This is a genomic window from Bradyrhizobium sp. IC4060, assembly GCF_020193715.1.
Classification (GTDB): Bacteria; Pseudomonadota; Alphaproteobacteria; order Rhizobiales; family Xanthobacteraceae; genus Bradyrhizobium; species Bradyrhizobium yuanmingense.
This window is the reverse complement of record NZ_JADYVJ010000001.1, coordinates 298,257-322,475: the sequence shown is the minus strand read 5'-3', so window position 1 is coordinate 322,475 and position 24,219 is coordinate 298,257. Positions and strand designations below refer to the sequence as shown.

The window sequence follows — 24,219 nt, the reverse complement described above, 5'->3', positions numbered from 1 at the left end:
CGCCTATGCAGGCCTGATGAGCACGTGCTTCTTCTTGCCAAAGGACAGCTTGATCACGCCTTCCGGCGTCAGGTGGCCTGCCGACAGCGCCATCTTCTCGTCGGTGACGGGCGCGTCGTTGACGCGCAGGCCGCCGCCTTTGATCTGGCGCCTCGCTTCGCCGTTGGAGCCGACGAGGCCCGCCTTGACGAAGGCGTTGAGCACGCCGAGGCCGGCGTCGAGTTCGCCGCGCGGAATTTCCACGGTCGGCAGGCTCTCGGCAAGCGCGCCTTCCTCGAAGGTGCGGCGCGCGGTCTCGGCGGCTTCGTTCGCGGCGTCGCGGCCGTGCAGCAGCGCGGTCGCTTCGGTTGCGAGCACCTTCTTGGCCTCGTTGATCTCCGAGCCGCCGAGCGCCTCGAGCCTTCTGATCTCGGCCATCGGCAGTGTCGTGAACAGTTTCAGGAACTTGCCGACGTCGGCGTCCTCGGTGTTGCGCCAGTATTGCCAGAAGTCGTAAGGGCTGAACTGGTCGGCGTTGAGCCACACCGCGCCTTGCGCGGTCTTGCCCATCTTGGCGCCCGAGGCGGTCGTCAGCAGCGGCGTCGTCAGCGCGAACAGCTGGTGGGTGCCCATGCGACGGCCGAGATCGACGCCCATGATGATGTTGCCCCACTGGTCCGAGCCGCCCATCTGGAGGCGGCAGCCGGTGCGCTTGGCCAGCTCGACGAAGTCGTAGGCCTGGCAAACCATGTAATTGAACTCGATGAAGCTCATCTCCTGCTCGCGCTCGAGGCGCAGCCGCACGGAATCCATGGTCAGCATGCGGTTGACCGAGAAGTGCCGGCCGACGTCGCGCAGCATCTCGATCCAGTTCAGCTTGGTCAGCCATTCCGCATTGTCGAGCATGACCGCGTCGCTCTTGCCCTCGCCGTAGCGCAGCACCTTGGCGAACACGCCGCGGATCGATTCCTTGTTGGCCTCGATCTCGGCGATGGTGCGCATCGCGCGCGTCTCGTCTTTGCCGGAGGGATCGCCCACCATGGTGGTGCCGCCGCCCATCAGCGTAATCGGCTTGTTGCCGGACTGCTGCAGCCAGTGCAGCATCATCATGGTCAGGTAATTGCCGATGTGCAGCGAGCGGGCGGTGCAATCGTAGCCGACATAGGTGGTGGCCTCGCCCTTGGCGGCGAGTGCGTCCAGCCCCTCGAAATCGGAGCATTGGTGGATGAATCCACGTTCCTGCAGGGTGTTGAGGAAATCCGATTTAAATGCAGTCATCTGTCGGCGTGCCTGACAATTCTTGGTTTACCGTTTTGGGGGCAATTTAAGGGTCTTCCGCGGGAACCCGGTTGGCCGCCCGCCACTTGGCGCGTTGGCATTATAAGATGTGCCCCTCTGGCACAAGATCGGCATGCCAGCGCGGGTCTCTTGAGGATGCTGGTCCATGATGTTGACGGCACTCGGTTTGATGAGCGGCACCTCGCTGGACGGGGTGGATGTCGCGCTGATCGAGACCGACGGAAAGCAGGTGCAGGCGTTCGGACCGTCCGGTTACCGGCCCTACGGCCCGGCCGAGCGCAACCTGCTGCGCCAGGCGCTGAGCGAGGCCGTGCATCTGCAGCAACGCGACGCCCGCCCGGGCAGTCTGGGCGATGCCGAGCGTGCGGTGACGCAGGCCCATGCCGAAGCGGTCGCGGCCTTCCTCGCCCAGAATCGGATGAGGGCGGAGGACGTCGACATTGTCGGCTTCCACGGCCAGACCGTGCTGCACCGGCCCGAGAGGCGGCTGACGGTGCAGATCGGCGACGCGCCGGCGCTCGCAAGGGCCATCCATATTCCCGTGATGCACGACTTCCGCGCCGCCGACGTCGAGGCTGGCGGGCAGGGCGCGCCGCTCGTGCCGGTCTACCACCGCGCGCTCGCCCATTCGCTGGAGCGCGAAGGGCCGATCGTCGTGGTCAATATCGGCGGCGTCTCCAACATCACCTATATCGACGGCAACGAAACGCTGATCGCCTGTGACACCGGCCCCGGCAACGCGCTGCTGGACGATTTCATGTACCGCAGCATGAACCAGGCGTTCGATGCCGAAGGCAAATTCGCCGCTCTCGGCAAGGTGGACGAAGCCTGGATCGCGCAGGCGCTGGAGGTGCCGTTCTTCGCAAGCCCGCCGCCGAAATCGCTCGACCGCAACGATTTTGCGGCCCTGCGGCTCGGTGACGTCGCGCCTGCCGACGGCGCAGCGACGCTGACCGCCTTCACCGCGGCCGCGATCGCCCGCGTCATTCCTCTTCTGCCGCGACGGCCGCGCAGCTGGGTTGTCTGCGGCGGCGGCGCGCGCAACCTCACCATGTTGCGCATGCTGCGGGAGCGGGTGGGCTCGGCCACGGTCGAGGCGGCCGAGACGCTCGGCTGGGCCTCGGACGCCATCGAGGCGCAGGCCTTCGGCTTTCTCGCCGTCCGCGGCATGAAGGGCCTGCCACTGTCCTATCCGGCGACCACGGGCGTGCCGATGCCGATGACCGGCGGGGTGATCGCCAGGCCGTAAAGCGGGGTGCCCGCCGGCCAGCTTTGCGAGGAGACCGAACTTGAACGATTCTACGAATGGTTTTCCTCCGGGTCCCTCTGATGGTTTGCGGGGCACCTGTCTCCATTGTCAGCATCCCATCGGCTATCATCATCTGGAGGGCGATAGGTGCAGCTGCAAAGATTGCCACTGCCCGGGATTTGAAGACTATCCCCGTCCGGCAAACTCAAACTCGAAGCTCCCGGGCTAATATTTGGTAGTTAATGCAGGTGCATGGATCTTGACGATTGGATGCAGTTGCATCTATATTGGATGCAGTCGCATCTAACTGCCGGAATCCTTGCCATGACCTCTTCCCTGAAACTGATCAGCCACAAGCTTTGTCCCTATGTGCAGCGCGCGGTGATCGCGCTGAAGGAGAAGGGCGTGCCGGTTGAGCGGATCGACATCGATCTCGCCAACAAGCCCGACTGGTTTCTCAAACTCTCGCCGCTCGGCAAGGTGCCGGTGCTGGTGGTGACGACGGAGAAGGGCGAGGTCGCGCTGTTCGAGAGCAACGTGATCTGCGAGTACATCGAGGAGACGCAGGCAGGCAGCAGGCTGCATCCGGCGGATCCGTTGCAGCGGGCCGAGCACCGTGCCTGGATGGAGTTCGGCTCGGCGATCCTCGGCGACCTCTGGGGCTTGGAGACCACAACCGATCCGGCGATCTTCGAGAGCAAGCGCCAGGCGCTCGCGGCAAAATTCGCGCGGGTCGAGGCAGCGCTCGGCGCGGGCCCGTACTTCGCCGGCGAGGCGTTCAGTCTGGTCGATGCGGTGTTCGCACCTGTCTTCCGTTACTTCGATCTGTTCGACGAACTGACCGAGCACGGCATCTTCACGGATGTTCCAAAGGTCCGTGCGTGGCGCGCCGAACTGGCGAAGCGTCCAAGTGTCCGCACCGCCGTCGGCGAAGACTATCCGCAATTGCTGCGCGCGTTCCTCGTTCGCCACGACGCGCATCTGCTCAAGCTCGCGGCGTGAGCCGATTCGATGTCGCAATCCTTCGCGTGGCTCATGCTGGTGATTGCGGGCCTGCTCGACGTCGGCTGGGCGATCGCCATGAAATATGCCGAAGGCTATACGCGCGCCGGCTGGACCATCGCCTCGCTCGTGCTGCTCGCCGCGTTCGTATTCCTGCTTGGGCGGGCCTTGAAGGTGCTCGAGGTTGGCGTCGCCTATTCGGTGTGGACCGGCATTGGCGCGGCTGGCACGTTCCTGATGGGCGTGGTGCTGTTCGGCGAGAGCTTGAGCGCGATGAAGCTTGCCGGCATCGCGCTCGTCTTGATTGGGATCGTCGCGCTCAAGCTGGCGTAGTCAGTTGCTGCGATCAGATGCACCCATCCGCGAGCAGCAGCCTGCTGGTCGTCGTCGCCTGACGCAGTTTGAACAGGGGTTGAATCTCAGGATCATCCAAGAAGGCCTGAGCCTTCTCGCGGTCCGCAAATTCGATGATGACGAGACGCTCGGGCGCCCAGTCGCCCTCAATCGTTGTCGGCTCGACGCCGCGGACGATGTATCGCCCTGCGTGCTTGGCGATGAACGCCGGAACTTCAGCGATGTAAGTCTTGAATCCGGCGTAGTCGTTCACCGAGAGATCAAGAACCAGATACGCCTTCATCGCTCGCAAATCTCCAGCGTGATGGGTTCGCAGCCATGCCGCGAACCCATCCACGTCGGAAGAATTACCGCACGTTGGCGAGGCGCATGTCGAGATAGGCCGTGATGGTTTCCATCAGCGGCTCGAGCTTGGAATCGAAGAAGTGGTTGGCGCCGGGGATGATCTGCTGATCGATCACGATGCCTTTCTGGGTCTTCAGCTTCTCGACCAGCGTGTTGACGTCCTTGGGCGGCACCACCGCATCCTTCTCGCCATGCACGATCAGACCTGAGGACGGGCAGGGCGCGAGGAACGAGAAGTCGTAGAGGTTGGCCGGCGGCGCGATCGAGATGAAGCCTTCGACCTCGGGGCGGCGCATCAAGAGCTGCATGCCGATCCAGGCGCCGAAGGAGAAGCCGGCAACCCAGCAGGCGCGCGCCTCGGGATTGATGGTCTGCGCCCAATCGAGCGCGGCGGCCGCGTCGGACAATTCGCCGGTGCCGTGGTCGAACGCGCCCTGGCTGCGGCCGACGCCGCGGAAATTGAAGCGCAGCACCGAGAAGCCGCGATGGGCGAAGGCGTAGTAGCACTGGTACACGATCTGATGGTTCATCGTGCCGTGGAACTGCGGATGCGGATGCAGGATCATCGCGATCGGCGCATTCTTCTGCTTGGCCGGGTGATAGCGGCCCTCGAGGCGGCCGGCGGGGCCGGTGAAAATGACTTCAGGCATCGATGATCTCTGATCTAAGTCCCTTGGAGGTGATCCCTGCGCAATCGTCCGATTGGGACTCTCGCAGCGTTGCCGCCGACGAGAGCACGGATGAAGGGTGGAGAGGCGCGCCCTCGGATGATGCGCGAGTGGCGCGCAGGTGAACTGACGCGCGCTTCTAACACAAGGCCAGGGTCAAAAAGCAAGCTTCTTCGACATCTCTCAATCAGCTCAAGAGCTTAGCCAGTCATTGCATTGTCATCTCTGGCTTGCCTGCCGCGACCTGGACCTGCCTGAATCAACCGAAGCACGGCAAGAGCCGGCCGTCCTGCCGAAGGGCGCTATCCAACTCATTGAAATCACGATTGTTTAGGGGGCGCCTGGGACGATTGCCGCGGGCGCGGTTCGGCTTCCGAGCGACGCGACCGCCGGCCGGTAGCGCCGGCTGCCGCCGAGCGTCTGGCCGTTGTCGAAGGCGAGCTCGAAATCCCCTGATGGCTTGAGGTCCACGCCGCGCACCCGGTCGAGATTGGCGAGCTTGGTCCGGTGGACGCGAACGATGGAAAAGCGCGCCAGCTCGCTTTCCGCCGCTGCCAGCGTGCCCCGTATGAGGTGCTGGGTGCCGTCGGCGAGGCTATATTCGATGTAATTGCCGGCTGACGCGACCCAGAGGATATCGCGCGGCACCACGCGAATGCGGCTGGTGCCGTCGCGCAGCCAGATCAGATCGGGGGACGATGGCTGCTTCGGGGTGGGCGGCGCCGACGATGCGACTGCCGCGCTCTTCAGCTCACGCCGGCTTTCGAGCAGCCAGATCGTGGCGGCGATCAGGGCAAAGGCCACGGCGTCTTTGCGGAATTCGTACAGGACCGTCGCGAGCGAGAAACGGAAATCGTAGGCGCCGCCGGCGAGCCAGAGCGCGAGCTTCCGCACCCAGACCATGCCGGTGATGTGGAGGGTGGAGAAGCCGAGCAGGGCGATCGCCCCGATGGCCGCCTGGGCGGCGAGGCCGGCTGTCCGGCGCATGCGGCGCACCGCCAAGACCAGGATCGGCAGCAACAGCAGGATGACGGCGATGCTCGACATCTCCCAGAACAACCGCCGGCCGATGTCGTAGCTGTCGCCGCGCCAGGCCGCGTCCTGAGCGAACGAAAACGCATTGACTACTCCGATCACGAGCGCGACGGCCGCGATCGCCGCGAACATCATCCGGTCGCCGCCGCTGATCCCAAAAGACCCGCGACTCGTCCCAGCCGCCGGCGGCTCATCCCCTCGCGTCCGATTCTGATCCCAAACCGGCTCGACGCGCGCCGCAGGTGGAGCATTTTCGGTGTCAGCCATTTTCGTCAGTCCTGGCCCCGAAACCGCGTTTGTCGTCCCGTCAAGGAGCAGAAAACCATGACAACACCACAGCAATCCCAAAGCTCTGAAAGGCGTATCGACCTGGATTGGGTGCGGATTTTAGCCTTCGCGCTGCTCATCTTCTACCACGTCGGCATGCTCTACGTGTCCTGGGGATTTCACATCAAGAGCGTGCACCGGCTGACCTGGCTGGAACCGGTGATGCTCTTCCTCAATCCGTGGCGGCTGTCGCTGCTATTCCTGGTATCAGGGGTTGCCACCCGCTTCATGCTCGGCAAGTCCAGCCTCGCCTCGCTTGCCGGTGCGCGATCGGCGCGGCTCCTGATCCCGCTCATTTTCGGCATGCTCGTGATCGTGCCGCCGCAGGCCTATCTCCAGATCGTCGAAAGCCTCGGCTATCCCGCCGGCTTCTTCGATTTCTACGCCAGGCACTACTTCGCCTTCGGCGCGCAATTCTGTCCGAAGCCGTGCATCGTGTTGCCGACCTGGAACCACCTCTGGTTCATGGTCTATCTGTGGGTCTACACCATGGCGTTGATCGGCGTGCTCGCGTTATGGCCGGCCGGCGCTGACTGGCTTGGCCGAAAGCTGGCTCGTGCGCTTACCGGCCCATGGCTCCTGATCGCGCCCTGCCTGCTGTACGCGGCCTGGCGCCTGGTGCTGTTCCCGGCTTTCCCGTCGACACACGCGCTGTTCGGGGACTGGTACAACCACGCGGACCACGCCACGGCCTTCCTGATCGGTTTCCTGCTGGCCAAGCAGGAGGGGATCTGGCGCGAGCTCGAACGCCTGCGCTGGGCGGCCCTGCTGGCGGCCGCCGCCTGCTTCGCTGGCTTCATCCTGGTACGCGCCGGCCTGTTTGCGCCGTCGCCCATGCTGAAGTGGTTCGCCGCCTCGGCCTATGGCTGTTATCAATGGCTCGCGATCGCCGTCGTGCTGGGCTTTGCGCGGCGCACCTTCACAGCCGACAGCCCGGCGCGGCGCTATCTGACCGACGCGATCTTCCCGTACTACATCGTGCATCAGACCGCGATCATCGTGATCGCGCATCAATTGCATGGCAGCGGTCTGTCGGCCGGCATCGAAGCGTCCATTGTCATCGTCGGGACCGCGCTCACATGTGTGGCGACCTATGAGATCGTCCGGCGCGTTGCCTGGCTGCGGCCGCTGTTCGGGTTGCGCGCGGTGCCGCCAAGTGTTGCGAGGATGGAGCAGCAGCCGGCCTGACGAGCGCACGCCCTCCGATTGGCCGGACGACAAAAGGTGCTAAGAGGGCCAGATGCCGAACCGTGTCTACCTCGACTGGAATGCGACCACGCCGCTGCGCCCCGAGGCGCGAGCGGCGATGGTCGCGGCCTTCGACCTGGTCGGCAATCCATCCTCGGTCCATGCCGAGGGGCGGGAGTCGCGGCGGCTGGTCGAAGAAGCCCGCGCGACACTCGCCGCCGCGGTGGGGGCGCAGCCGCGCAACATCGTCTTCACCTCCGCCGGAACCGAGGCCAATGCGCTGGCGCTCTCGCCGGGTTTGCGGGGCCCGTCCGGCGCACCCGTCGAGCGGCTGCTGGTCTCGGCGGTCGAGCACGCCTCGGTGCTGGCCGGCGGCCGGTTCCCGGCGGACAAGATCGGGCTGATCCAGGTCACGCGCTCCGGCTTGGTCGACCTCGATCATTTGAAGGCGCTGCTGAAGGGCGGCCCGCCGGCCCTGGTCTCGATCATGGTCGCCAACAACGAGACCGGCGCCCTTCAGCCCGTCACGGAGGCTGCAACCATCGTCCACGAGGCCGTCGGCTTGCTGCATGTCGATGCGATCCAGGCGATGGGAAAAATGCCATTTGATATCAACACGGTAGGCGCCGACCTTGCCACCTTTTCTGCGCACAAGATTGGCGGGCCCAAGGGGGTCGGCGCATTGGTGATGAGCGAAGGAATCGGCGGGCTGGAGCCGGTGCTGCGGGGCGGCGGGCAGGAGTTCAACCGCCGGGCCGGAACCGAGAACGTAGCCGGGATCGCCGCCTTTGGGGCCGCGGTGAAGGCTGCGCTTCAGGCTCTGCCGGAGGATGTGAAGCATATGGCAAGTCTCAGAGATCGCTTGGAAAATGGCCTTCGCGAGGTTCCCGGGACGACCGTTTTTGCGAAAGACGTGGCGCGGTTGCCGAATACCGTGCTTTTCACGGCGCCCGGCTTGAAGGCCGAAACCGCCGTGATCGGCTTCGATCTGGAAGGCATCGCGGTGTCTTCCGGCTCCGCCTGTTCCTCCGGTAAGGTCCAGCCGTCTCACGTCCTGTCGGCGATGGGCTATGATCCCGTGGTGGCCCAAGGAGCGGTGCGTCTCAGTCTGGGCTGGTCCACGGAACCGGCGGACATCAATAGGGCGTTAGAGGCTTGGCGAAAGCTTGGTAATACCCTACTTAAGGGTTGAGCGATGAAACACGGCTTGAACGGTTCTAAGCCCGTGCTTTCCGCAGAGAAATATCGTAATACTCGTCCGAGTTTGATCCACCGCGGTCCTTGAAACCGCGAGCGGAGGATGGAATGCCAGCCGTACAAGAGACGGTCGAGCGCGTGAAGCGCATCGACGTCGACCAGTATCGTTATGGGTTTGAGACCCTGATCGACTCCGAGAAGGCCCCGAAGGGGCTGTCGGAAGAGATCGTCAAATTCATCTCGCAGAAGAAGAACGAACCCGCCTGGATGCTCCAGTGGCGGCTCGAGGCCTATCGCCGTTGGCTGACCATGCAGGAGCCGACCTGGGCCCGCGTCGACTATCCCAAGATCGACTTCCAGGACCTCTATTACTACGCGGCGCCGAAGCCGAAGAAGACGGTCTCCTCGCTGGATGAGATCGATCCGGAGATCCTGAAGACCTACGAGAAGCTCGGCATCCCCTTGCGGGAAGTCGCCATGCTCGAAGGCGTCGAGCCCAAGCCCGGCGAGGAAGATCCGGCCCGCCGCAAGATCGCGGTCGATGCTGTCTTCGATTCGGTCTCGGTTGCGACCACGTTCAAGGCTGAGCTGAAGAAGGCCGGCGTGATCTTCATGCCGATCTCGGAAGCCATCCGCGAGCACCCCGAGCTGGTGCAGAAATATCTGGGCTCGGTGGTTCCGACCTCGGACAATTTCTATGCGACGCTGAACTCGGCGGTGTTCTCCGACGGCTCGTTTGTCTACGTGCCGCCGGGCGTGCGCTGCCCGATGGAGCTGTCGACCTATTTCCGCATCAATGAGCGCAACACCGGCCAGTTCGAGCGTACGCTGATCATCGCCGACAAGGGCTCCTACGTTTCCTATCTCGAAGGCTGCACCGCGCCGCAGCGCGACGAGAACCAGCTGCATGCCGCCGTGGTCGAGCTCGTCGCCCTCGACGACGCCGAGATCAAATATTCGACGGTGCAGAACTGGTATCCCGGCAATTCGGAAGGCAAGGGCGGCATCTACAATTTCGTCACCAAGCGTGGCGACTGCCGTGGCGCCAACTCGAAGATCTCCTGGACCCAGGTCGAGACCGGCTCCGCCATCACCTGGAAATACCCGAGCTGCATTCTGCGCGGCGACAATTCCCGTGGTGAATTCTACTCGATCGCGATCTCGAACGGCTATCAGCAGGTCGATAGCGGCACCAAGATGATCCATCTCGGCAAGAACACGTCGAGCCGGATCATCTCCAAGGGCATCGCCGCCGGCAAGTCGCAGAACACCTATCGCGGTCTCGTCACCGCGCATCGCAAGGCGACTGGCGCGCGCAACTTCACCGCCTGCGACTCGCTGCTGATCGGCGACAAATGCGGTGCGCACACCGTGCCGTACATCGAGGCGAAGAACTCGTCCGCGACGTTCGAGCACGAGGCGACCACCTCGAAGATCTCCGAGGACGTGCTGTTCTACTGCATCCAGCGCGGGCTCAGCCAGGAAGAAGCGGTCGGCCTCGTCGTCAACGGCTTCGTCAAGGACGTGCTGCAGCAGCTTCCGATGGAATTCGCGGTGGAAGCGCAGAAGCTGATCTCGATCTCGCTCGAAGGGTCGGTCGGCTAGCTCGGACCTCGTCCTGAAGAGGCCGCGCAAGCGGCCGCCTTGAAGGATGGATACCGGAAAGATTGGTGGCCTCAATCCTTCGAGACGCGCCTGCGGCGCTCCCTGGGATGAGGGGATAGATGGAAAAACATTATGGCTTTGCTTAAAGTGAAAGACCTCAAGGTTCGTGTCGAGGAGCGTGAGATCCTCCACGGGCTGACGCTGACCGTGAACGAGGGCGAGGTGCACGCGATCATGGGGCCGAACGGCTCCGGCAAGTCGACACTCTCCCATGTCATCGCCGGCAAGCCCGGCTACGAGGTCACCGACGGCCAGATCCTGTTCAGGGGCGAGGACCTGCTGGAGATGGATCCCGACGAGCGTGCCGCCAAGGGCGTGTTCCTGGCGTTCCAATATCCGGTCGAGATCCCCGGCGTCACCACCATGAATTTCCTGCGCACGGCGCTGAACGCGCAGCGCAAGGCGCGCGGCGAGAGCGAGCTGATGGTGCCGGACTTCCTCAAGAAGGTCCGCGAAGTCTCGAAGTCGCTGAACATCCCGCAGGACATGCTCAAGCGCGGTGTCAATGTCGGCTTCTCCGGCGGCGAGAAGAAGCGCAACGAGGTGCTGCAGATGGCGCTGTTCGAGCCCAGCCTGTGCATCCTCGACGAGATGGATTCGGGCCTCGACATCGACGCGCTGCGCATCGCGGCCGACGGCGTCAACGCACTGCGCTCGCCGGGGCGCGCGATGGTCGTCATCACCCATTATCAGCGGCTGCTGAACTACATCGTGCCCGACGTCGTGCACGTGATGTCCAGGGGCCGCGTCGTGAAGAGCGGCGGCAAGGAATTGGCGCTGGAGCTGGAAGCCTCCGGCTACGCCCAGTTCGAGGATGCCGCGTAAGGAATTTTAAGATGAACGTTGCTGTGGCAAAGACCGGGAGCGGCCGCGCGGTGAGCGATCTCTTCGCCAGCGCCGAAGGCCGCCTGCCGGGTTCGCCTGACGTGATGGCGGCGCGCCGCGAGGCGTTCGAGACCTATGAGCGTCTCGGTCTGCCGCACCGCCGGATCGAGGAATGGAAATACACCGACCTGCGCGCGCTGGTCGGCGAGGTGCTGCCGCTGGCCGCCGTGCCCGATGCGACCGCGCTGAAGCGCGCCGCGGACGCGGTCAAGGCGCATGCCATCGCGGGCGCCCGCAAGTTGGTGCTGGTCGACGGCGTGTTCGCGGCTGAGCTTTCAGACGTGAAGGCGCTTGCGTCCGAGGTCGGCTTCAAGACTCTGCGCGAGACGCTGGATAAGGATGCCGGTCTCCTCAAGACCGCGTCCACCGATGCCGTGATCGCGGTCAACGCGGCGCTGGCGACCGACGGCGTGGTGCTGTCGATCGCGGATGGAACGCAGCTCTCTGCGCCGGTCCAGATCATCCATGTTGCGATCGCCGCATCGGCCTCGGCTTTCACCCGCTCGCAGGTGGCGATCGGGAAGGGCGCCCGCGCCACCATCATCGAGAGCTTCGCCGCCGCCGGCGCTGCGGCCTACCAGGTCAACGACGCCGTCATCGTCTCGATCGGTGACGACGCCGACGTCGCGCATATCCGCCTGATGGACGATGCGGCCGATGCGGTGAACATCACCTCGCAGTTCGTCACCGTCGGCGCCAACACCAAGCTGAACGTCTTCAACATGACCAGCGGCGCTGCGGTCAGCCGCTTGCAGGGCTTCATTACGCTGGCGGGCGAGGGCAGCCAGCTCTCGGTCAACGGCGTCAACCTGTTGAAGAAGACCGAGCACGGCGACACCACACTGGTGGTCGACCATGCCGTGCCGAACTGCGTCAGCCGCGAGATCTTCCGTGCGGTGATCGACGACCGCGCCCATTCGGTGTTCCAGGGCCGCATCATCGTCCGTCCCGACGCGCAGAAGACCGACGGCAAGATGATGACGCGCGCGCTGCTGCTCTCGGACGAGGCCGAGGCCGACAACAAGCCCGAACTCGAGATTTTTGCCGACGACGTCTCCTGCGGCCACGGCGCCACCGCCGGCGCGCTCGACGACAGTCTGCTGTTCTACCTGAAGGCCCGTGGCCTGCCGGAGAAGCAGGCCCAGGCGCTGCTGATCCAGGCCTTTGTCGGCGAGGCGATCGAGCAGATCGCCGATGATACTTTGCGCGAGCACGTGATCGGCATCGCCGAGCGCTGGCTGGAGCGGCGGTCATGAGCACGCATCCGGCGGTCAAGAACGGCGCCTATGACGTTACGCGCGTGCGCCAGGATTTTCCGGCGCTCGCCATGCAGGTCTACGGCAAGCCGCTCGTCTATCTCGACAACGCCGCCTCGGCGCAGAAGCCGAGTGCTGTGCTCGACCGCATGACGCAGGCCTATACATCCGAATACGCCAACGTGCATCGCGGCCTGCACTACCTCGCCAATGCCGCGACCGAAGCCTATGAGGGCGGCCGCACCAAGGTGGCGCAGTTCATCAACGCTGCGCGCACCGAGGAAGTCATCTTCACCCGCAACGCGACCGAGGCGATCAACCTGGTCGCGTCCTCGTGGGGTGCCCCCAACATCGGGGAAGGCGACGAGATCGTCATCTCCATCATGGAGCACCATTCCAACATCGTGCCCTGGCATTTCCTGAGGGAACGCCAGGGTGCCGTGATCAAATGGGCACCGGTCGACGATGAGGGTAATTTCCTCATCGACGAATTCGAGAAGCTGCTGACGTCGAAGACCAAGCTGGTCGCGATCACGCAGATGTCGAACGCGCTCGGCACCATCGTGCCGGTCAAGGACGTCGTCAGGATCGCCCATGCCCGCGGCATTCCGGTGCTGGTCGACGGCAGCCAGGGCGCGGTGCATCTGCCGGTCGACGTCCAGGATATCGGCTGCGACTTCTACGTCTTCACCGGTCACAAGGTCTATGGTCCGACCGGCATCGGCGTGCTCTGGGCCAAGTACGACCATCTCGTCGCGATGCGCCCCTTCAACGGCGGCGGCGAGATGATCCGCGAGGTCTCGCGCGACGTCGTCACCTATGGCGATCCCCCGCACAAGTTCGAGGCGGGCACGCCGGCGATCGTCGAGGCCGTCGGCCTTGGCGCCGCCATCGACTACGTCAACTCGATCGGCAAGGAGCGCATCGCCGCCTACGAGGCCGACCTCACCGCCTACGCCCAGGAGCGCCTGCGCGAGATCAACTCGCTGCGGCTGATCGGCACGGCGCGGGGAAAGGGCCCCGTGATCTCCTTCGAGCTCAAGGGCGCGCACGCCCACGATGTCGCCACCGTGATCGACCGCCAGGGCATCGCGGTGCGCGCCGGCACCCATTGCGTCATGCCGCTTTTAGAGCGGTTCAACGTGACGGCGACATGCCGGGCCTCGTTCGGCATGTATAATACGCGGGAAGAAGTCGATCATCTGGCACAGGCGCTGCTGAAGGCGCGGGATTTGTTTGCATGAGTGACACGGCCGAAATCAAAGCCAATCCGATGGAGACCCATTCGGCATTGCCGCCGGAGGAGACCGAGCGGCTGACCCGCGAGATCATCGCCGGGCTCAAGACCGTGTTCGACCCGGAAATCCCCGCCGACATCTACGAGCTCGGCCTGATCTACAAGGTTGAGATCAAGGACGACCGTTCCGTGGACGTGCAGATGACGCTGACGACGCCGAACTGTCCGGCCGCCGGCGAGCTGCCGACCATGGTCGAGAACGCGGTGGCGAGCGTGCCCGGCGTCGGCGTGGTCGACGTCAAGGTCGTCTGGGAGCCGCCGTGGTCGCCGGAACGCATGAGCGACGAGGCCCGCCTCGTGCTGAACATGTGGTGACGCCCTCGGGCCGCATTGAATTCGCTCCGCAACGGACCACATAGACAACATGACCCAGATTTCGTCAGGCTCGACACCAGCATCCACTCCGAAGCCGCGGCGCCCGCGCCCGCAGGTGATGCGGCTGACGGATGCCGCTGCCCAGCGCATCACCGAGCTGACCCAACGCGCGGACTCGGAGATCGTGGGCTTGCGCGTCGGCGTGAAGAACGGCGGCTGCGCCGGCCAGTCCTACACGGTCGAATACGCCCACGACATCCGCCCGACCGACGAGGTCGTCGAGGACAAGGGCGTCAAGATCCTGGTCGATCCCAAGGCCGTGCTGTTCCTGCTCGGCACCGAGATGGACTACAAGGCCGACAAGATGCAGGCCCAGTTCGTCTTCAACAATCCCAACCAGGTCTCCGCCTGCGGTTGCGGCGAATCGGTCGAGTTGCGGCCGGCAAAGATCGACGGGTAGACTTTCCAGCGTCACTGCGAGGAGCCCGCGACAAAATTGCGAGCAATTTTGCGCTGGCGACAAAACAATCCAACCTGCCTCCGCGGCGGAAGTCTGGATTGCTTCGCTTCGCTCGCAATGACGGAAATGCTATGAAGGCTCACTTGCTTGCGCAGGGAAGCCTCCGATGGACCGCGAATTCCTGATCGACCTGTTCGCTGATTTCGGCCCGGTCACCATCCGGAAAATGTTCTCCGGCTACGGCATCTCCGCCGACGGCGTCAATTTCGCGCTGTCGCTGCGCGCCGGCCTGTTCTTTCGCGCCGACGAGACGACCATTCCCGACTTCGAGGCCGAAGGCTCGAAGCCGTTCCAGTATTCGACCCGCGCCAAGACCGTGGTTGTGAATTCCTACTGGGAGCTGCCGGCGCGCCTGTTCGACGATTCCCAGGAGCTTGCGCAATGGGCGAGGGCGGCGCTCACTGCCGCCCAGCGCGCCAAGGTGAAGAAGCGACCGAAGGCGAAGAAGGCGGCGGCGAAGAAGAAGGTTGCGCCGAAGAAGGGTGTGGCGAAGAAGGTTGCCGGGAAGGCGATGCGTGGGGTGGGTTAGCGCAGCGTAGCCCACCACTTCATACACCTTGATAGACAAGAGGTGGGTTACGCTGCGCTAACCCACCCTACAGACGCGAGGATGAACGTCACGCCACCCGGCTGTGGCTCTCGATCGCGAATTCCGGATCGGCTTCGCAGATCACGCGGTTGCGGCCGTTGCGCTTGGCGGCGTAGAGGCAGGCGTCGGCACGCTCGATCAGCGCGTCGGTGTCGTCGCCCTCCCTGAGCATGGAGACGCCGACGGAGATGGTGACGCGGCCGAGGATCTCGCCGGTCGATTTCTTCTTCAATTCCTTCGCCATCACGGCGCGGCGAATGTGATCGGCCACCGTCAGTGCCTGGCGCATCGCGGTGTTGGGGAGAACGACCGCGAATTCCTCGCCGCCGTAGCGCGCCGTGATGTCCTGGCCCTTGATGGTCTGCTTCAGCGAAAGGCCGACGAGCCGCAGCACCTGGTCGCCGGTGAGATGACCGTAGGAATCGTTGAACGACTTGAAGTGATCGATGTCGAACAGCAGCAGCGACAGCGGCTCGCCCGAGACGAGCGCGCTCTGCACTGCCATGCCGATCATGCGGTCGAAATATTTGCGATTTCCCAGGCCCGTGAGCGGATCGGTCAGGCTTTCGGCGCGGATCGCCTCCAGGCTCTGCTGGAGATTGCTGATCTCGTTCTTCGACAGCGTCAGCCGGTCTTCGAGCGCCTTGTTGGTCTCGCGCATCTCGCTAGTGGAGCGCAGCAGCGCCTCGACGATCGCCTTGACCTGGTCGCGGTTCTCGGCCGACGACAGTTTCTCGGTCGCATCCGACAGACTGGTATCGTAGGCCCCGGTCATGCCGAGCGCCTCGCCCAACACCTTCACGACGTCGTCGATCTCGCCGACGACGCGCGCGCCGACCTTGTCGATGCGGTCGGTGGTCTTGATGTGGGAGAGATAGGTCTCGTAGATCTGCTCGAGATCGGCCTCGGTCAGCTTGCCGCTGCGCGCCAGCGTCTCATTGATGATCTTGTTGAGCGGTGCGTTGTAGCCGGTGGCGTAGACGTACCAGATCTCGTAATTGCGGGGAATGGCCGTCTGTCGAAGCGATCGGATCTGGCCGAGCGCCACCTCGGCGAACGCCAGCGTGCGTTCGTGTTCGTCGAGTACCTTGATCACTGAACATCCCCACAGCGGCCGACGCGCCATCGACCGCAGCAATCCTTAAATTATGTTCGTAGGCTAACGGACGATCGTGAACGCCCCGTAAATATACGTTCACGGGAGTATCCAAAAAATTGCAGATCGATGTTTTTCAACCGAGATGTGGAGCGCCGGCGCGCTTCAAGCCCCGGCGGGGGAGCGCACCGGCCGCAGCAGAAACGCCGGCAGATGCGAGTGATCGCCCGGCTCGCTGTCGATCTCGCGCTGGCGGCGCGGCTCGGGACGGCCGATCGAGGGCACATGCGACGAATTCGCTTGCGGGCGCGCACCATTGCGCGGCTCGGATGATTGCCTGGCTTCGCGCGGAGGCCGTGCCTCGCGTGCCGGCCTCGCCTCGGGAGCCGCCCGTGCCTCGCCACGCGCCTCGCGCGGCTCGTGGCTGCGTTCGCGGTCATGACCGCGCCGCTCGCCGCGCTGCGGCTTGCCGCGTCCGCCGCGTGAACGCTCGCGGCCGCGCTGCTCGCGCGGACGCTCGCCTTGTTCGCCCGCTTCGGCGTGGACGTCATAGTCGCCTTCGGCGCGCGGAATGCTCTGGCCGATCAGCTTCTCGATCGCCGCCATCGACTTTTGGTCGAGCGGTGTCACGATCGAGATCGCGGTGCCGGTCCGGCCGGCGCGGCCGGTGCGGCCGATGCGGTGGACGTAATCGTCGGCGTGGTGGGGAACGTCGAAATTGAAGACGTGGCTGACCTCGGGAATGTCGAGGCCGCGGGCGGCGACGTCGGAGGCGACGAGGAGGGGCAGCTCACCCTTGCGGAACTGGTCGAGCGCGGCCATGCGGGCCGGCTGGTCCATGTCGCCGTGCAGGGCGCCGACGCTGAAGCCGTGCTTCTGCAGCGATTTATGAACGATCGCAACCTCGCGCTTGCGATTGCAGAAGATGATCGCGTTCTTGAGATCCTTGGCCTCGCGCAGCAAACGGCGGAGCAATTCGCGCTTCTCGTGCGCTTCGCGCCCGGCGGGCACCTGGGCTTGCGTCACGGTGACGGCGGTCGTGGCGGGCTTGGAGACTTCCACCTTCTGCGGATTGTGCAGGAAGGCTTCGGTGATGCGCCGGATTTCTGGCGGCATGGTCGCGGTGAAGAACAGGGTCTGCCGCGTGAAGGGAACGAGCTTGCAGATGCGCTCGATGTCGGGGATGAAGCCCATGTCCAGCATGCGGTCGGCTTCGTCGATGACGAGCAGTTCGACGCCGGTGAGCAACAGGCCGCCGCGCTCGGTGTGGTCGAGCAGGCGGCCGGGGGTGGCGATCAGCACGTCGACACCGCGCATCAGCTTGGCATCCTGGTCGCCGAAGGAGACGCCGCCGATCAGGAGGGCGACGTTGAGCTTCTGGCCGGCGCCGTAGCGATCGAAGTTTTCCTTCACCTGGGCCGCGAGCTCGCGGGTTGGCTCGAGGATCAGCGTGCGCGGCATGCGCGCCCGGGCGCGGCCCTTTTCGAGGATGGTGAGCATCGGCAGCACGAAGGCCGCGGTCTTGCCGGTGCCGGTCTGGGCGATGCCGAGCACGTCCTTGCGTGCGAGGACGTGGGGGATCGCCTGTTCCTGAATCGGGGTGGGGGTGGTGTAACCGGTGGCCGCCACTGCGGCGAGGACTTTTTCGGACAGTCCGAGATCTGAAAAGGACATTGAGCCTCTGGTCGAAACCGCCGTTCGGAATCGAGGGTAATAAGGCTGTCGCGTTCCACCCCGAAACGGCGCGCTCTCGAAGAAGCTGGGGGTGCTGACTCACGCGGACAAAGCGCAAGGCTCAGGAATCGCTCGTCGATCTGAGCCGCGTCGACCCGGAACATAGGCGGGAATTGGCCAAAGTCAATGGAGCGGGCGCGGGAAGGGCCTAAAAAGCCTGAGGTTTTTGCCCAAATCACGGGCGCGGCTGGGGTTTTCCCCGAGCCCCCTCCGCCTGGCCGCAACCGCCAAGACAGCAGCTAACGCCCGTCCGAGCCTTTTGCCCGGAAATCACCTGGGGCCATGCCATAGGCGGCGTTGAACACCCGGTAATAGGTCGCCAGGCTCTCGAAGCCGCACGACGACGCGATGTCGGCGATTAGCCGTTCCGGCGCCTCGCGCAGCAGGCGGCGGCTCTGTTTCAGGCGCTCGTCGGTCACCGTCTGGGAAAAGCTCTTCTCTGCCATCTCGAACAGCATGTGCAGGTGACGAACGGAGACGCCGAGCAGGTCGGCCACCATGGCCGGCGCAAGATTGGGGTCCTGAAGGTGGCGCGCGATCAGCCGCTGGGACTGCGAGAGGCGGGCGGTCCGCAGTGCCTGCTGTCCCCGCCGGCTGCCGGGCCGCACGACGCCGCGCTCGATCAGCGCCAGATGGGCCAAAGCCTGGACCAAGGACGACTGGACGGCAGACGCCGTATCGTCCGCGGCGATTTCGTTGAGATCGGCAAAGCAGGCCGCGAGCAGGGGCGCCAGGGCCGGATCGTTGAAGGTCCGGGGCGCTAGATCGCGCATGCGCTTGTCCTGCACCGGGATGTGGCTCACGGGGATCTTGAGGATCCGCAGGTGGAAGCCCCCGGTGCCCAGCGGGGCGGTGCGGTACGGCAGGTCGGTATGGCTGGTGGCGAAGCTGCCATTGGCAATGGCAAAGTCGCTTGCGCGCATGCCGCCGAACCAGCCGCCGCTGCCGAGCTGTTGGTAGACGCAGATCGCCTCACCCGGGGCATAGGCGATGTCCGACGCGCTGCGCTCGACCGCGTAGGGCGAGGCCTTCAGCTCGACGAGGCCGGCGCCGCCCAGCTTACGCAGCGAGAATTCGCCGAAGAAGTCCGCGCGCCGCTCGCGCGCGAGCTCGGCGGTGACGCCGAACAACCCCTTGGCGCGCACCTCGCGCCAATAGTCGAAGCGATCCTTCGGGTCGACCTCGTCCGTACACCAGTGCAACACGGCAGCCCCTCGCTTCCGGCGAAATTGTCCAAAAGGAAACAGATTCCAGCGGAATCGGCCATAGTCGGATCGTACAATCGGAGCCCCGGGGGCCTTGAACCGTGGTCAGGTCTTGGCCGACTATCACACAGCGGCAGGGGGTCCCATGAACTGCCGTTCCAATGGATCGGCGGCAGGGCCGGTTCTGCAACGGGAAATTTTGCGATGACGCGTCGGCTTTTCAGAATTCTGGCGGCCCTTGGCCTCGCAGCAAGCCTGAGCGGCTTTGCAGCGCCCGCTTATGCCGAGAAGCGCGTCGCGCTCGTCGTCGGCAACAACGATTACAGGAACGTGCCGAAGCTGCTCAAGGCGGTCAACGACGCCCGCACCATGGGCGACACCTTGAGGCAGCTCGGCTTCTCGGTGATGGTCGCCGAGAACCAGAGCCGGCAGCAATTCTCCGAGACCCTGCTCGCCTTCGATAAGGCGATCGAGCCCGGCGACACCGCGTTCTTCTTCTACGCCGGCCACGGCTTCGAGATCGCCGGCCAGAATTATCTGCTGCCGACCGACGTGCCGGCGGCGACCGAAGGGCAGGAAGAATTGGTGCGCGACGCCTCCATCCTGGCCGACCGCATCGTCGAGCGCCTTCAGAACAAGAAGGCGCGGACCTCGATCCTGGTGTTCGATGCCTGCCGCAACAATCCGTTCGAGCGCAAGGGCACCCGTGCAGTCGCAGGCGCCGGCGGTCTCGCACCGATGACCCAGCTGCCCGAGGGCGTGTTCTCGGTGTTCTCCGCGGGTCCCCGCCAAACGGCGCTCGATCGGCTCTCCAATGACGACGCCAATCCGAATTCGGTGTTCACGCGCACCTTCGCCAAGGAGCTGCTCAAGCCCGGCGAGAATCTGGTGCAGGTGGCGCAGCGTACCCGCCGCGCCGTCAGCGAGCTCGCCGACACCGTGAAGCACAGGCAGGTGCCTGTTTATTTCGACCAGATGGTCGACGACGTCTTCCTCAGCGGCCTTGCCAAGGACACCGCCGCGCGTTCGGACGATCCACCGCCCACGAAGCTTGCGGCGCTGCCGCCGGTGTCGGTGCCGAAGATGCCCAAGGAGGAGACCCTCAATGCGCCGATCGCGAGCTTCTCGCGTCACAATGGCGGCTGGAGCGTGACGTTCTCCTTCGCCGATCCGACGCTCGGCATTTCCTGGCGCATGGCCGGCACCAGCGATTTCCGCGAGACCGGGTTCATCGACACGCTCGATCCGCGCACCCGCAAGCGGATGCCGAACCCGTCGATCGAGCTGCCGCCGGATGCGCAGGCCGGGACCATCGAGGTCCGTTACGTCGATCAGTCCGGCGACATGCAGGGCCCGTTCCCGATCAGGTTCGATCCCGAGGCCGCGTTGATCCGCGACCAGCGCAAGATCCTTGATATGACTTCGACGAGCTGGCTGTCGTTCCGCGAGTTCAACGGGCTACTCGTCTACTACACGCATCTCGTCTCCTACCGCTGCGCCATCCGCGAGGTGCGTATCGGCGTCGACAGCGCCGTGCCCAACCAGGTGCTGAAGATGCCGCCCTGCGACATGCGCGACCCCAGCGCGGTCAGCGCCGGCATGCCGCTCTACATGAAGCTCGCGCCAAGCACGAAATCCGTCTCGGTCGAGCTGACCTATCGCGACGGCAGCGTGTCGGAGATCAAGAGCTTCAGGAGCGCGAACCGGAGTAATAATTGATGCGCTGTTCGATTGTGACGGGATGATCTTGCGCAGCGGCCGAACTTAAATCGGACAAGCCTAGGTGAAAGTGCTAGAGCCGGGAATGACAAAATTCATTATTGTCGCGCTCCTTACGACGCTTCCGGTTCTGGCTCAAACGAATCCAGCTCCCACAGCCCCACCTCTCACTGATCGCGAACGCGTCCAGGCGGACCGCGCGAAGGCCGCCGAGGATGAGAAGGGGGCTCCGGCCACGCGACCATGGGATCGCGACGCCGATGGCAAACGGCCGTGGGACCGCAAGTCGCCAAAGTCCTGAGACGAGAAGCTCGCTTCCCCTGCGGAAGGAACAACTCCTGCCGGGCTGGATTGTCTGCCAAACCAGGGAGACGATCCATGATCCGTAAATCCATCCTCGTCACGATCGCTTGTGCTGCGCTTTCGACGGCCGCCCTTGCTCAAGGAGGCGGTGGTGGCGGAGGCGGTGGTGGTGGCGCAGGCGGCGGTGGCGCAGGTGCGGGTGCCGCGGCAGGCACGGGGACCGGCGGAACCAGCGGCGGATCTGCGGCCTCATCGGGCGCCGGAATGGGAACGTCACCCAGCAGTGCCAATTCCGGGCCGTCGGCTCCCTCCGGCATGGGAACGCAGGGCACCACCACAGGCGCCAACATCAACACCAATAACAGCCCGACCAATCCCAATGTTCAAGCGCCGACTGCCGCCGGCAAGTCGCCAACGGCAGCTCAGGCCGAGCGAAACATGGGTGCCGGGCGTGCTCCGAATGGGGTGCCGATCGGCAGTCCGGGGTCCGGGACCAGCAGCGAGGATCAGAAATAGTCGAACGCGACCGTCACGGAAGGCCCGCACGAAGCGGGCCTTTCATTTGGCGCCGGTCTGCTGCTCCCAACCGGCATTGATCCAACTGCGCCCTGCATAATTAGGACTCTCTTTGACCTGAATCGCGCTAGTATCGGCGGACATCTCTTCATCGATACTCACCTCGCGGTTCGCGTCTGCAGTGACACCCAACCCACAATCTGACAGGACCATGAAAGTCCGCTGCTGCATCGTCGGCGGGGGACCTGCCGGCATGATGCTCGGCTACCTTCTGGGACGCGCCGGCATCGACGTCGTGGTGCTGGAGAAGCATGCGGATTTCTTCCGCGACTTCCGCGGCGATACCGTGCATCCGTCGACGCTTGAAGTGATGGATGAGCTCGGCCTGATCGACGGCTTCCTGAAGCTGCCGCACCAGCGCCTGCAAAAGATGGACGGCCTGTTCGGCGGCACGCCTGTGCGCATTGCCGATCTCAGCCGGCTCCATACCAAATACCCCTTCATCGCCTTCATGCCGCAATGGGACTTCTTGAATTTTCTGCGCGAGGCGGGCAGGCGCTTTGCCTCGCTCGAGGTGATGATGAGCACGGAGGCGATCGATCTGATCCGCCGCGGCGAGACGATCGCCGGCGTGCGGGCGAAGACGCCTGAGGGCATCATCGACATCGAGGCCGATCTCACCATCGCCTGCGACGGCCGGCATTCGACGGTGCGCGAGCGCGCCGGCCTTAGCGTCGAGGAGATCGGCGCGCCGATGGACGTGCTGTGGTTTCGCGCCGGCCGCACACCCGAAGAGACCGAGAACGTGTTCGCGCGGGTCGAGCCCGGCAAGATGATGATCACCTTCGACCGCGGCGAATATTGGCAGTGCGCCTATGTCATCGCCAAGGGACAGTACGATGCGGTGAAGGCGAGGGGACTTTCGGCGCTGCTCGACGACGTCGTGCGCATGGCGCCGATCCTCCGCTCCGGCATCGCCGAGGTGAAGAGCTTCGACGACGTCAAGCTGCTCACCGTCGCGATCAACCGCCTAGCGCGCTGGACGCAGCCGGGCCTATTGTGCATCGGCGACGCCGCACATGCGATGTCGCCAATCGGCGGCGTGGGCGTCAATCTCGCCGTGCAGGATGCGGTTGCGACCGCAAACCTCCTGGCGCACAAGCTGCAGCATGGCTGCCCGTCCGAGCACGAGCTCGATGCCATCAGGCGCCGTCGCGCGTTCCCGGTGAAGATGACGCAAGCTATGCAGGTGGTCGTGCAGAACAACATCATCAGTGGCGCCTTGCAGGGCGGCGACCGGCCGCTGAAGGTGCCGCTGGTCGTGCGCCTCATCACCGCGCTGCCATGGCTGCAGGGCATCCCGGCGCGCCTGCTCGCGCTCGGCGTGCGGCCCGAGCACGTGCATTTGCGCGCCGCGCCGCAATCCTAGCGGAGGACTTCGGTAGGGATAGCGCGGCGTGAATTCGCGCGCGATGCGTTGCACGCTTGCAACATCGCCATCGGATTCACGGCGCGATGCGGGCCCAACCGCCACGTTAACCGTGTTGATTTCAATTTTAGTAAGAGCCGTCTGTGACCGTGCGTCCATCAAGGACACGGGGTGTACCATGCGTAATAAGTTGATTGCCGCCTTTGCCTGCACGACGGCTCTGGTTTCGACCGGCGCGGCCTCCGCCGCCGATCTCGGTGCGCGTTACACGAAGGCGCCCGCCTATGTTGAGCCGCTGTTCAACTGGACCGGCTTCTATGTCGGCGGCCACATCGGTGGCGCATGGACCAACCAGCAGTTCATCAACAACGGCACCGGCGCGGCGTTCGGCGATCTGCTGCCGGGAGAGGGCTATCGCCAGCGCAACGCGGGCGTCATGGGCGGCGCGCAGATCGGCTACAATTGGCAGGCCAACAATTACGTGTTCGGCGTGGAAGGCACGATTTCGGGTCTCGACAACAAGGGCTCGTTCACGAACACCGTGTTTGGCGCCGCGGATGACGTGTTCTCCTGGCGTACCAACGTGCTCGCGACCGTGGTCGGGCGCGCCGGATTCGCCGTGCAGAACAACCTCTTCTACATCAAGGGCGGCTATGCCGGCGCGAACAACCGCCTCTCGGTCACCGACACCGTCGGTGTGGCGACGGGCTCGGGCGGACAAACCCATTGGGCCAATGGCTGGACCGTCGGCGCCGGCTGGGAGTACGGCGTCACCCGCAACTGGATCGTCGGCCTCGAATACAATTACGCGGCCTTCACCAGCCAGACCTATCAGCTCGGCGGCACCTCCGGAAACTACACCTTCGATGCCAAGCCGCGCGACATCCAATGGGCCGTGGTGCGCGCGAGCTACAAGTTCGACGCACCCACCATCGCCCGCTACTGAGCACGTCGACGCAACGCGACCAACGATCAAGAAAAGCACTGTCTCAATTCAAAAGCCCCGGCGTCGTCCGGGGCTTCTTTTTTGCGTTTGGATGGCGGGCA

Annotated in this window: 23 protein-coding genes; 16 read left to right on the top strand and 7 right to left on the bottom strand. The window is 64.4% G+C overall.

Features of this window, described 5'->3' with window-relative positions; genetic code table 11:
* Positions 1 to 3: 3 nt before the first annotated feature.
* Positions 4 to 1,257 carry a tyrosine--tRNA ligase gene (tyrS, locus tag I6F16_RS01550; RefSeq protein ID WP_225135994.1) on the bottom strand — a complete coding sequence of 418 codons (1,254 nt, stop codon included), beginning with the start codon at positions 1,255 to 1,257 and terminating at the stop codon, positions 4 to 6.
* A 166-nt stretch (positions 1,258 to 1,423) separates the two neighbouring features.
* Here tyrS and I6F16_RS01545 point away from each other — a divergent pair, with 166 nt between their 5' ends.
* From I6F16_RS01545 to I6F16_RS01535, 3 genes are all read left to right on the top strand, one after another.
* Entirely contained in the window at positions 1,424 to 2,527 is a 1,104-nt protein-coding gene (locus tag I6F16_RS01545) for an anhydro-N-acetylmuramic acid kinase (protein WP_225173386.1), read from the top strand.
* Positions 2,528 to 2,851: 324 nt separating this feature from the next.
* Positions 2,852 to 3,529: a glutathione S-transferase family protein gene (locus tag I6F16_RS01540; protein ID WP_225173385.1), complete on the top strand. Its 678-nt coding sequence runs from the start codon at positions 2,852 to 2,854 to the stop codon at positions 3,527 to 3,529.
* Between the two features lie 9 nt (positions 3,530 to 3,538).
* Positions 3,539 to 3,862, top strand: coding sequence for a multidrug efflux SMR transporter (locus I6F16_RS01535; RefSeq protein ID WP_225173384.1), 324 nt, complete (start codon positions 3,539 to 3,541; stop codon positions 3,860 to 3,862).
* A 13-nt stretch (positions 3,863 to 3,875) separates the two neighbouring features.
* Here I6F16_RS01535 and I6F16_RS01530 read toward each other — a convergent pair whose 3' ends face one another.
* From I6F16_RS01530 to I6F16_RS01520, 3 genes are all read right to left on the bottom strand, one after another.
* The gene (locus I6F16_RS01530; RefSeq protein WP_225125548.1) at positions 3,876 to 4,166 is read right to left on the bottom strand and encodes a DUF1330 domain-containing protein; all 291 of its coding nucleotides are present in this window, start codon (positions 4,164 to 4,166) and stop codon (positions 3,876 to 3,878) included.
* Between the two features lie 64 nt (positions 4,167 to 4,230).
* Positions 4,231 to 4,878 carry an alpha/beta hydrolase gene (locus tag I6F16_RS01525; protein ID WP_035999994.1) on the bottom strand — a complete coding sequence of 216 codons (648 nt, stop codon included), beginning with the start codon at positions 4,876 to 4,878 and terminating at the stop codon, positions 4,231 to 4,233.
* Between the two features lie 348 nt (positions 4,879 to 5,226).
* Complete coding sequence (locus I6F16_RS01520; protein ID WP_225173383.1) at positions 5,227 to 6,063, bottom strand: LytTR family DNA-binding domain-containing protein; 837 nt, start codon at positions 6,061 to 6,063, stop codon at positions 5,227 to 5,229.
* Positions 6,064 to 6,255: 192 nt separating this feature from the next.
* On the opposite strand from I6F16_RS01520, the gene I6F16_RS01515 reads away from it, so the two are divergent.
* The 9 genes from I6F16_RS01515 to I6F16_RS01475 all read left to right on the top strand — a co-directional run bounded on the left by I6F16_RS01515 (position 6,256) and on the right by I6F16_RS01475 (position 15,110).
* On the top strand, positions 6,256 to 7,446 hold the full coding sequence (locus I6F16_RS01515; protein ID WP_225173382.1) for an acyltransferase family protein: 1,191 nt from the start codon (positions 6,256 to 6,258) through the stop codon (positions 7,444 to 7,446).
* Between the two features lie 52 nt (positions 7,447 to 7,498).
* A complete protein-coding gene (locus I6F16_RS01510; RefSeq protein WP_225173381.1) occupies positions 7,499 to 8,638 on the top strand; it encodes a cysteine desulfurase family protein in 1,140 nt (379 codons plus the stop codon).
* Positions 8,639 to 8,751: 113 nt separating this feature from the next.
* On the top strand, positions 8,752 to 10,248 hold the full coding sequence (gene sufB / locus I6F16_RS01505) for a Fe-S cluster assembly protein SufB (RefSeq protein ID WP_036033568.1): 1,497 nt from the start codon (positions 8,752 to 8,754) through the stop codon (positions 10,246 to 10,248).
* Positions 10,249 to 10,380: 132 nt separating this feature from the next.
* Entirely contained in the window at positions 10,381 to 11,133 is a 753-nt protein-coding gene (gene sufC, locus I6F16_RS01500) for a Fe-S cluster assembly ATPase SufC (protein ID WP_225173380.1), read from the top strand.
* 11 nt (positions 11,134 to 11,144) lie between these two features.
* A complete protein-coding gene (gene sufD / locus I6F16_RS01495) occupies positions 11,145 to 12,449 on the top strand; it encodes a Fe-S cluster assembly protein SufD (protein ID WP_225173379.1) in 1,305 nt (434 codons plus the stop codon).
* A complete protein-coding gene (locus I6F16_RS01490) occupies positions 12,446 to 13,693 on the top strand; it encodes a cysteine desulfurase (protein WP_036022923.1) in 1,248 nt (415 codons plus the stop codon). The genes sufD and I6F16_RS01490 overlap by 4 nt, the downstream gene beginning before the upstream one ends.
* Positions 13,690 to 14,061 carry an SUF system Fe-S cluster assembly protein gene (locus tag I6F16_RS01485; RefSeq protein ID WP_018641712.1) on the top strand — a complete coding sequence of 124 codons (372 nt, stop codon included), beginning with the start codon at positions 13,690 to 13,692 and terminating at the stop codon, positions 14,059 to 14,061. Before I6F16_RS01490 ends, I6F16_RS01485 begins: the two co-directional genes overlap by 4 nt.
* 49 nt (positions 14,062 to 14,110) lie before the next feature.
* A complete protein-coding gene (locus I6F16_RS01480) occupies positions 14,111 to 14,521 on the top strand; it encodes an iron-sulfur cluster assembly accessory protein (RefSeq protein WP_074447904.1) in 411 nt (136 codons plus the stop codon).
* 166 nt (positions 14,522 to 14,687) lie between these two features.
* Positions 14,688 to 15,110 carry a TfoX/Sxy family protein gene (locus tag I6F16_RS01475; protein WP_225113993.1) on the top strand — a complete coding sequence of 141 codons (423 nt, stop codon included), beginning with the start codon at positions 14,688 to 14,690 and terminating at the stop codon, positions 15,108 to 15,110.
* A gap of 88 nt (positions 15,111 to 15,198) precedes the next feature.
* On the opposite strand, the gene I6F16_RS01470 is transcribed toward I6F16_RS01475, so the two are convergent.
* The 3 genes from I6F16_RS01470 to I6F16_RS01460 all read right to left on the bottom strand — a co-directional run bounded on the left by I6F16_RS01470 (position 15,199) and on the right by I6F16_RS01460 (position 19,205).
* Complete coding sequence (locus tag I6F16_RS01470; RefSeq protein ID WP_036033560.1) at positions 15,199 to 16,266, bottom strand: GGDEF domain-containing protein; 1,068 nt, start codon at positions 16,264 to 16,266, stop codon at positions 15,199 to 15,201.
* Between the two features lie 165 nt (positions 16,267 to 16,431).
* Positions 16,432 to 17,940 (bottom strand): DEAD/DEAH box helicase, encoded by a 1,509-nt coding sequence (locus I6F16_RS01465; protein ID WP_225173378.1) that lies wholly within the window; start codon positions 17,938 to 17,940, stop codon positions 16,432 to 16,434.
* Between the two features lie 299 nt (positions 17,941 to 18,239).
* The gene (locus I6F16_RS01460) at positions 18,240 to 19,205 is read right to left on the bottom strand and encodes a helix-turn-helix domain-containing protein (protein WP_225113995.1); all 966 of its coding nucleotides are present in this window, start codon (positions 19,203 to 19,205) and stop codon (positions 18,240 to 18,242) included.
* 204 nt (positions 19,206 to 19,409) lie between these two features.
* Here I6F16_RS01460 and I6F16_RS01455 point away from each other — a divergent pair, with 204 nt between their 5' ends.
* From I6F16_RS01455 to I6F16_RS01440, 4 genes are all read left to right on the top strand, one after another.
* Positions 19,410 to 20,924, top strand: coding sequence for a caspase family protein (locus I6F16_RS01455; RefSeq protein ID WP_225113996.1), 1,515 nt, complete (start codon positions 19,410 to 19,412; stop codon positions 20,922 to 20,924).
* 378 nt (positions 20,925 to 21,302) lie between these two features.
* Positions 21,303 to 21,743 carry a hypothetical protein gene (locus tag I6F16_RS01450; RefSeq protein ID WP_225173377.1) on the top strand — a complete coding sequence of 147 codons (441 nt, stop codon included), beginning with the start codon at positions 21,303 to 21,305 and terminating at the stop codon, positions 21,741 to 21,743.
* A 211-nt stretch (positions 21,744 to 21,954) separates the two neighbouring features.
* Positions 21,955 to 23,172 (top strand): FAD-dependent oxidoreductase, encoded by a 1,218-nt coding sequence (locus I6F16_RS01445; protein ID WP_225173376.1) that lies wholly within the window; start codon positions 21,955 to 21,957, stop codon positions 23,170 to 23,172.
* A 178-nt stretch (positions 23,173 to 23,350) separates the two neighbouring features.
* Positions 23,351 to 24,118 (top strand): outer membrane beta-barrel protein, encoded by a 768-nt coding sequence (locus I6F16_RS01440; protein WP_036022935.1) that lies wholly within the window; start codon positions 23,351 to 23,353, stop codon positions 24,116 to 24,118.
* Positions 24,119 to 24,219 lie beyond the last annotated feature (101 nt).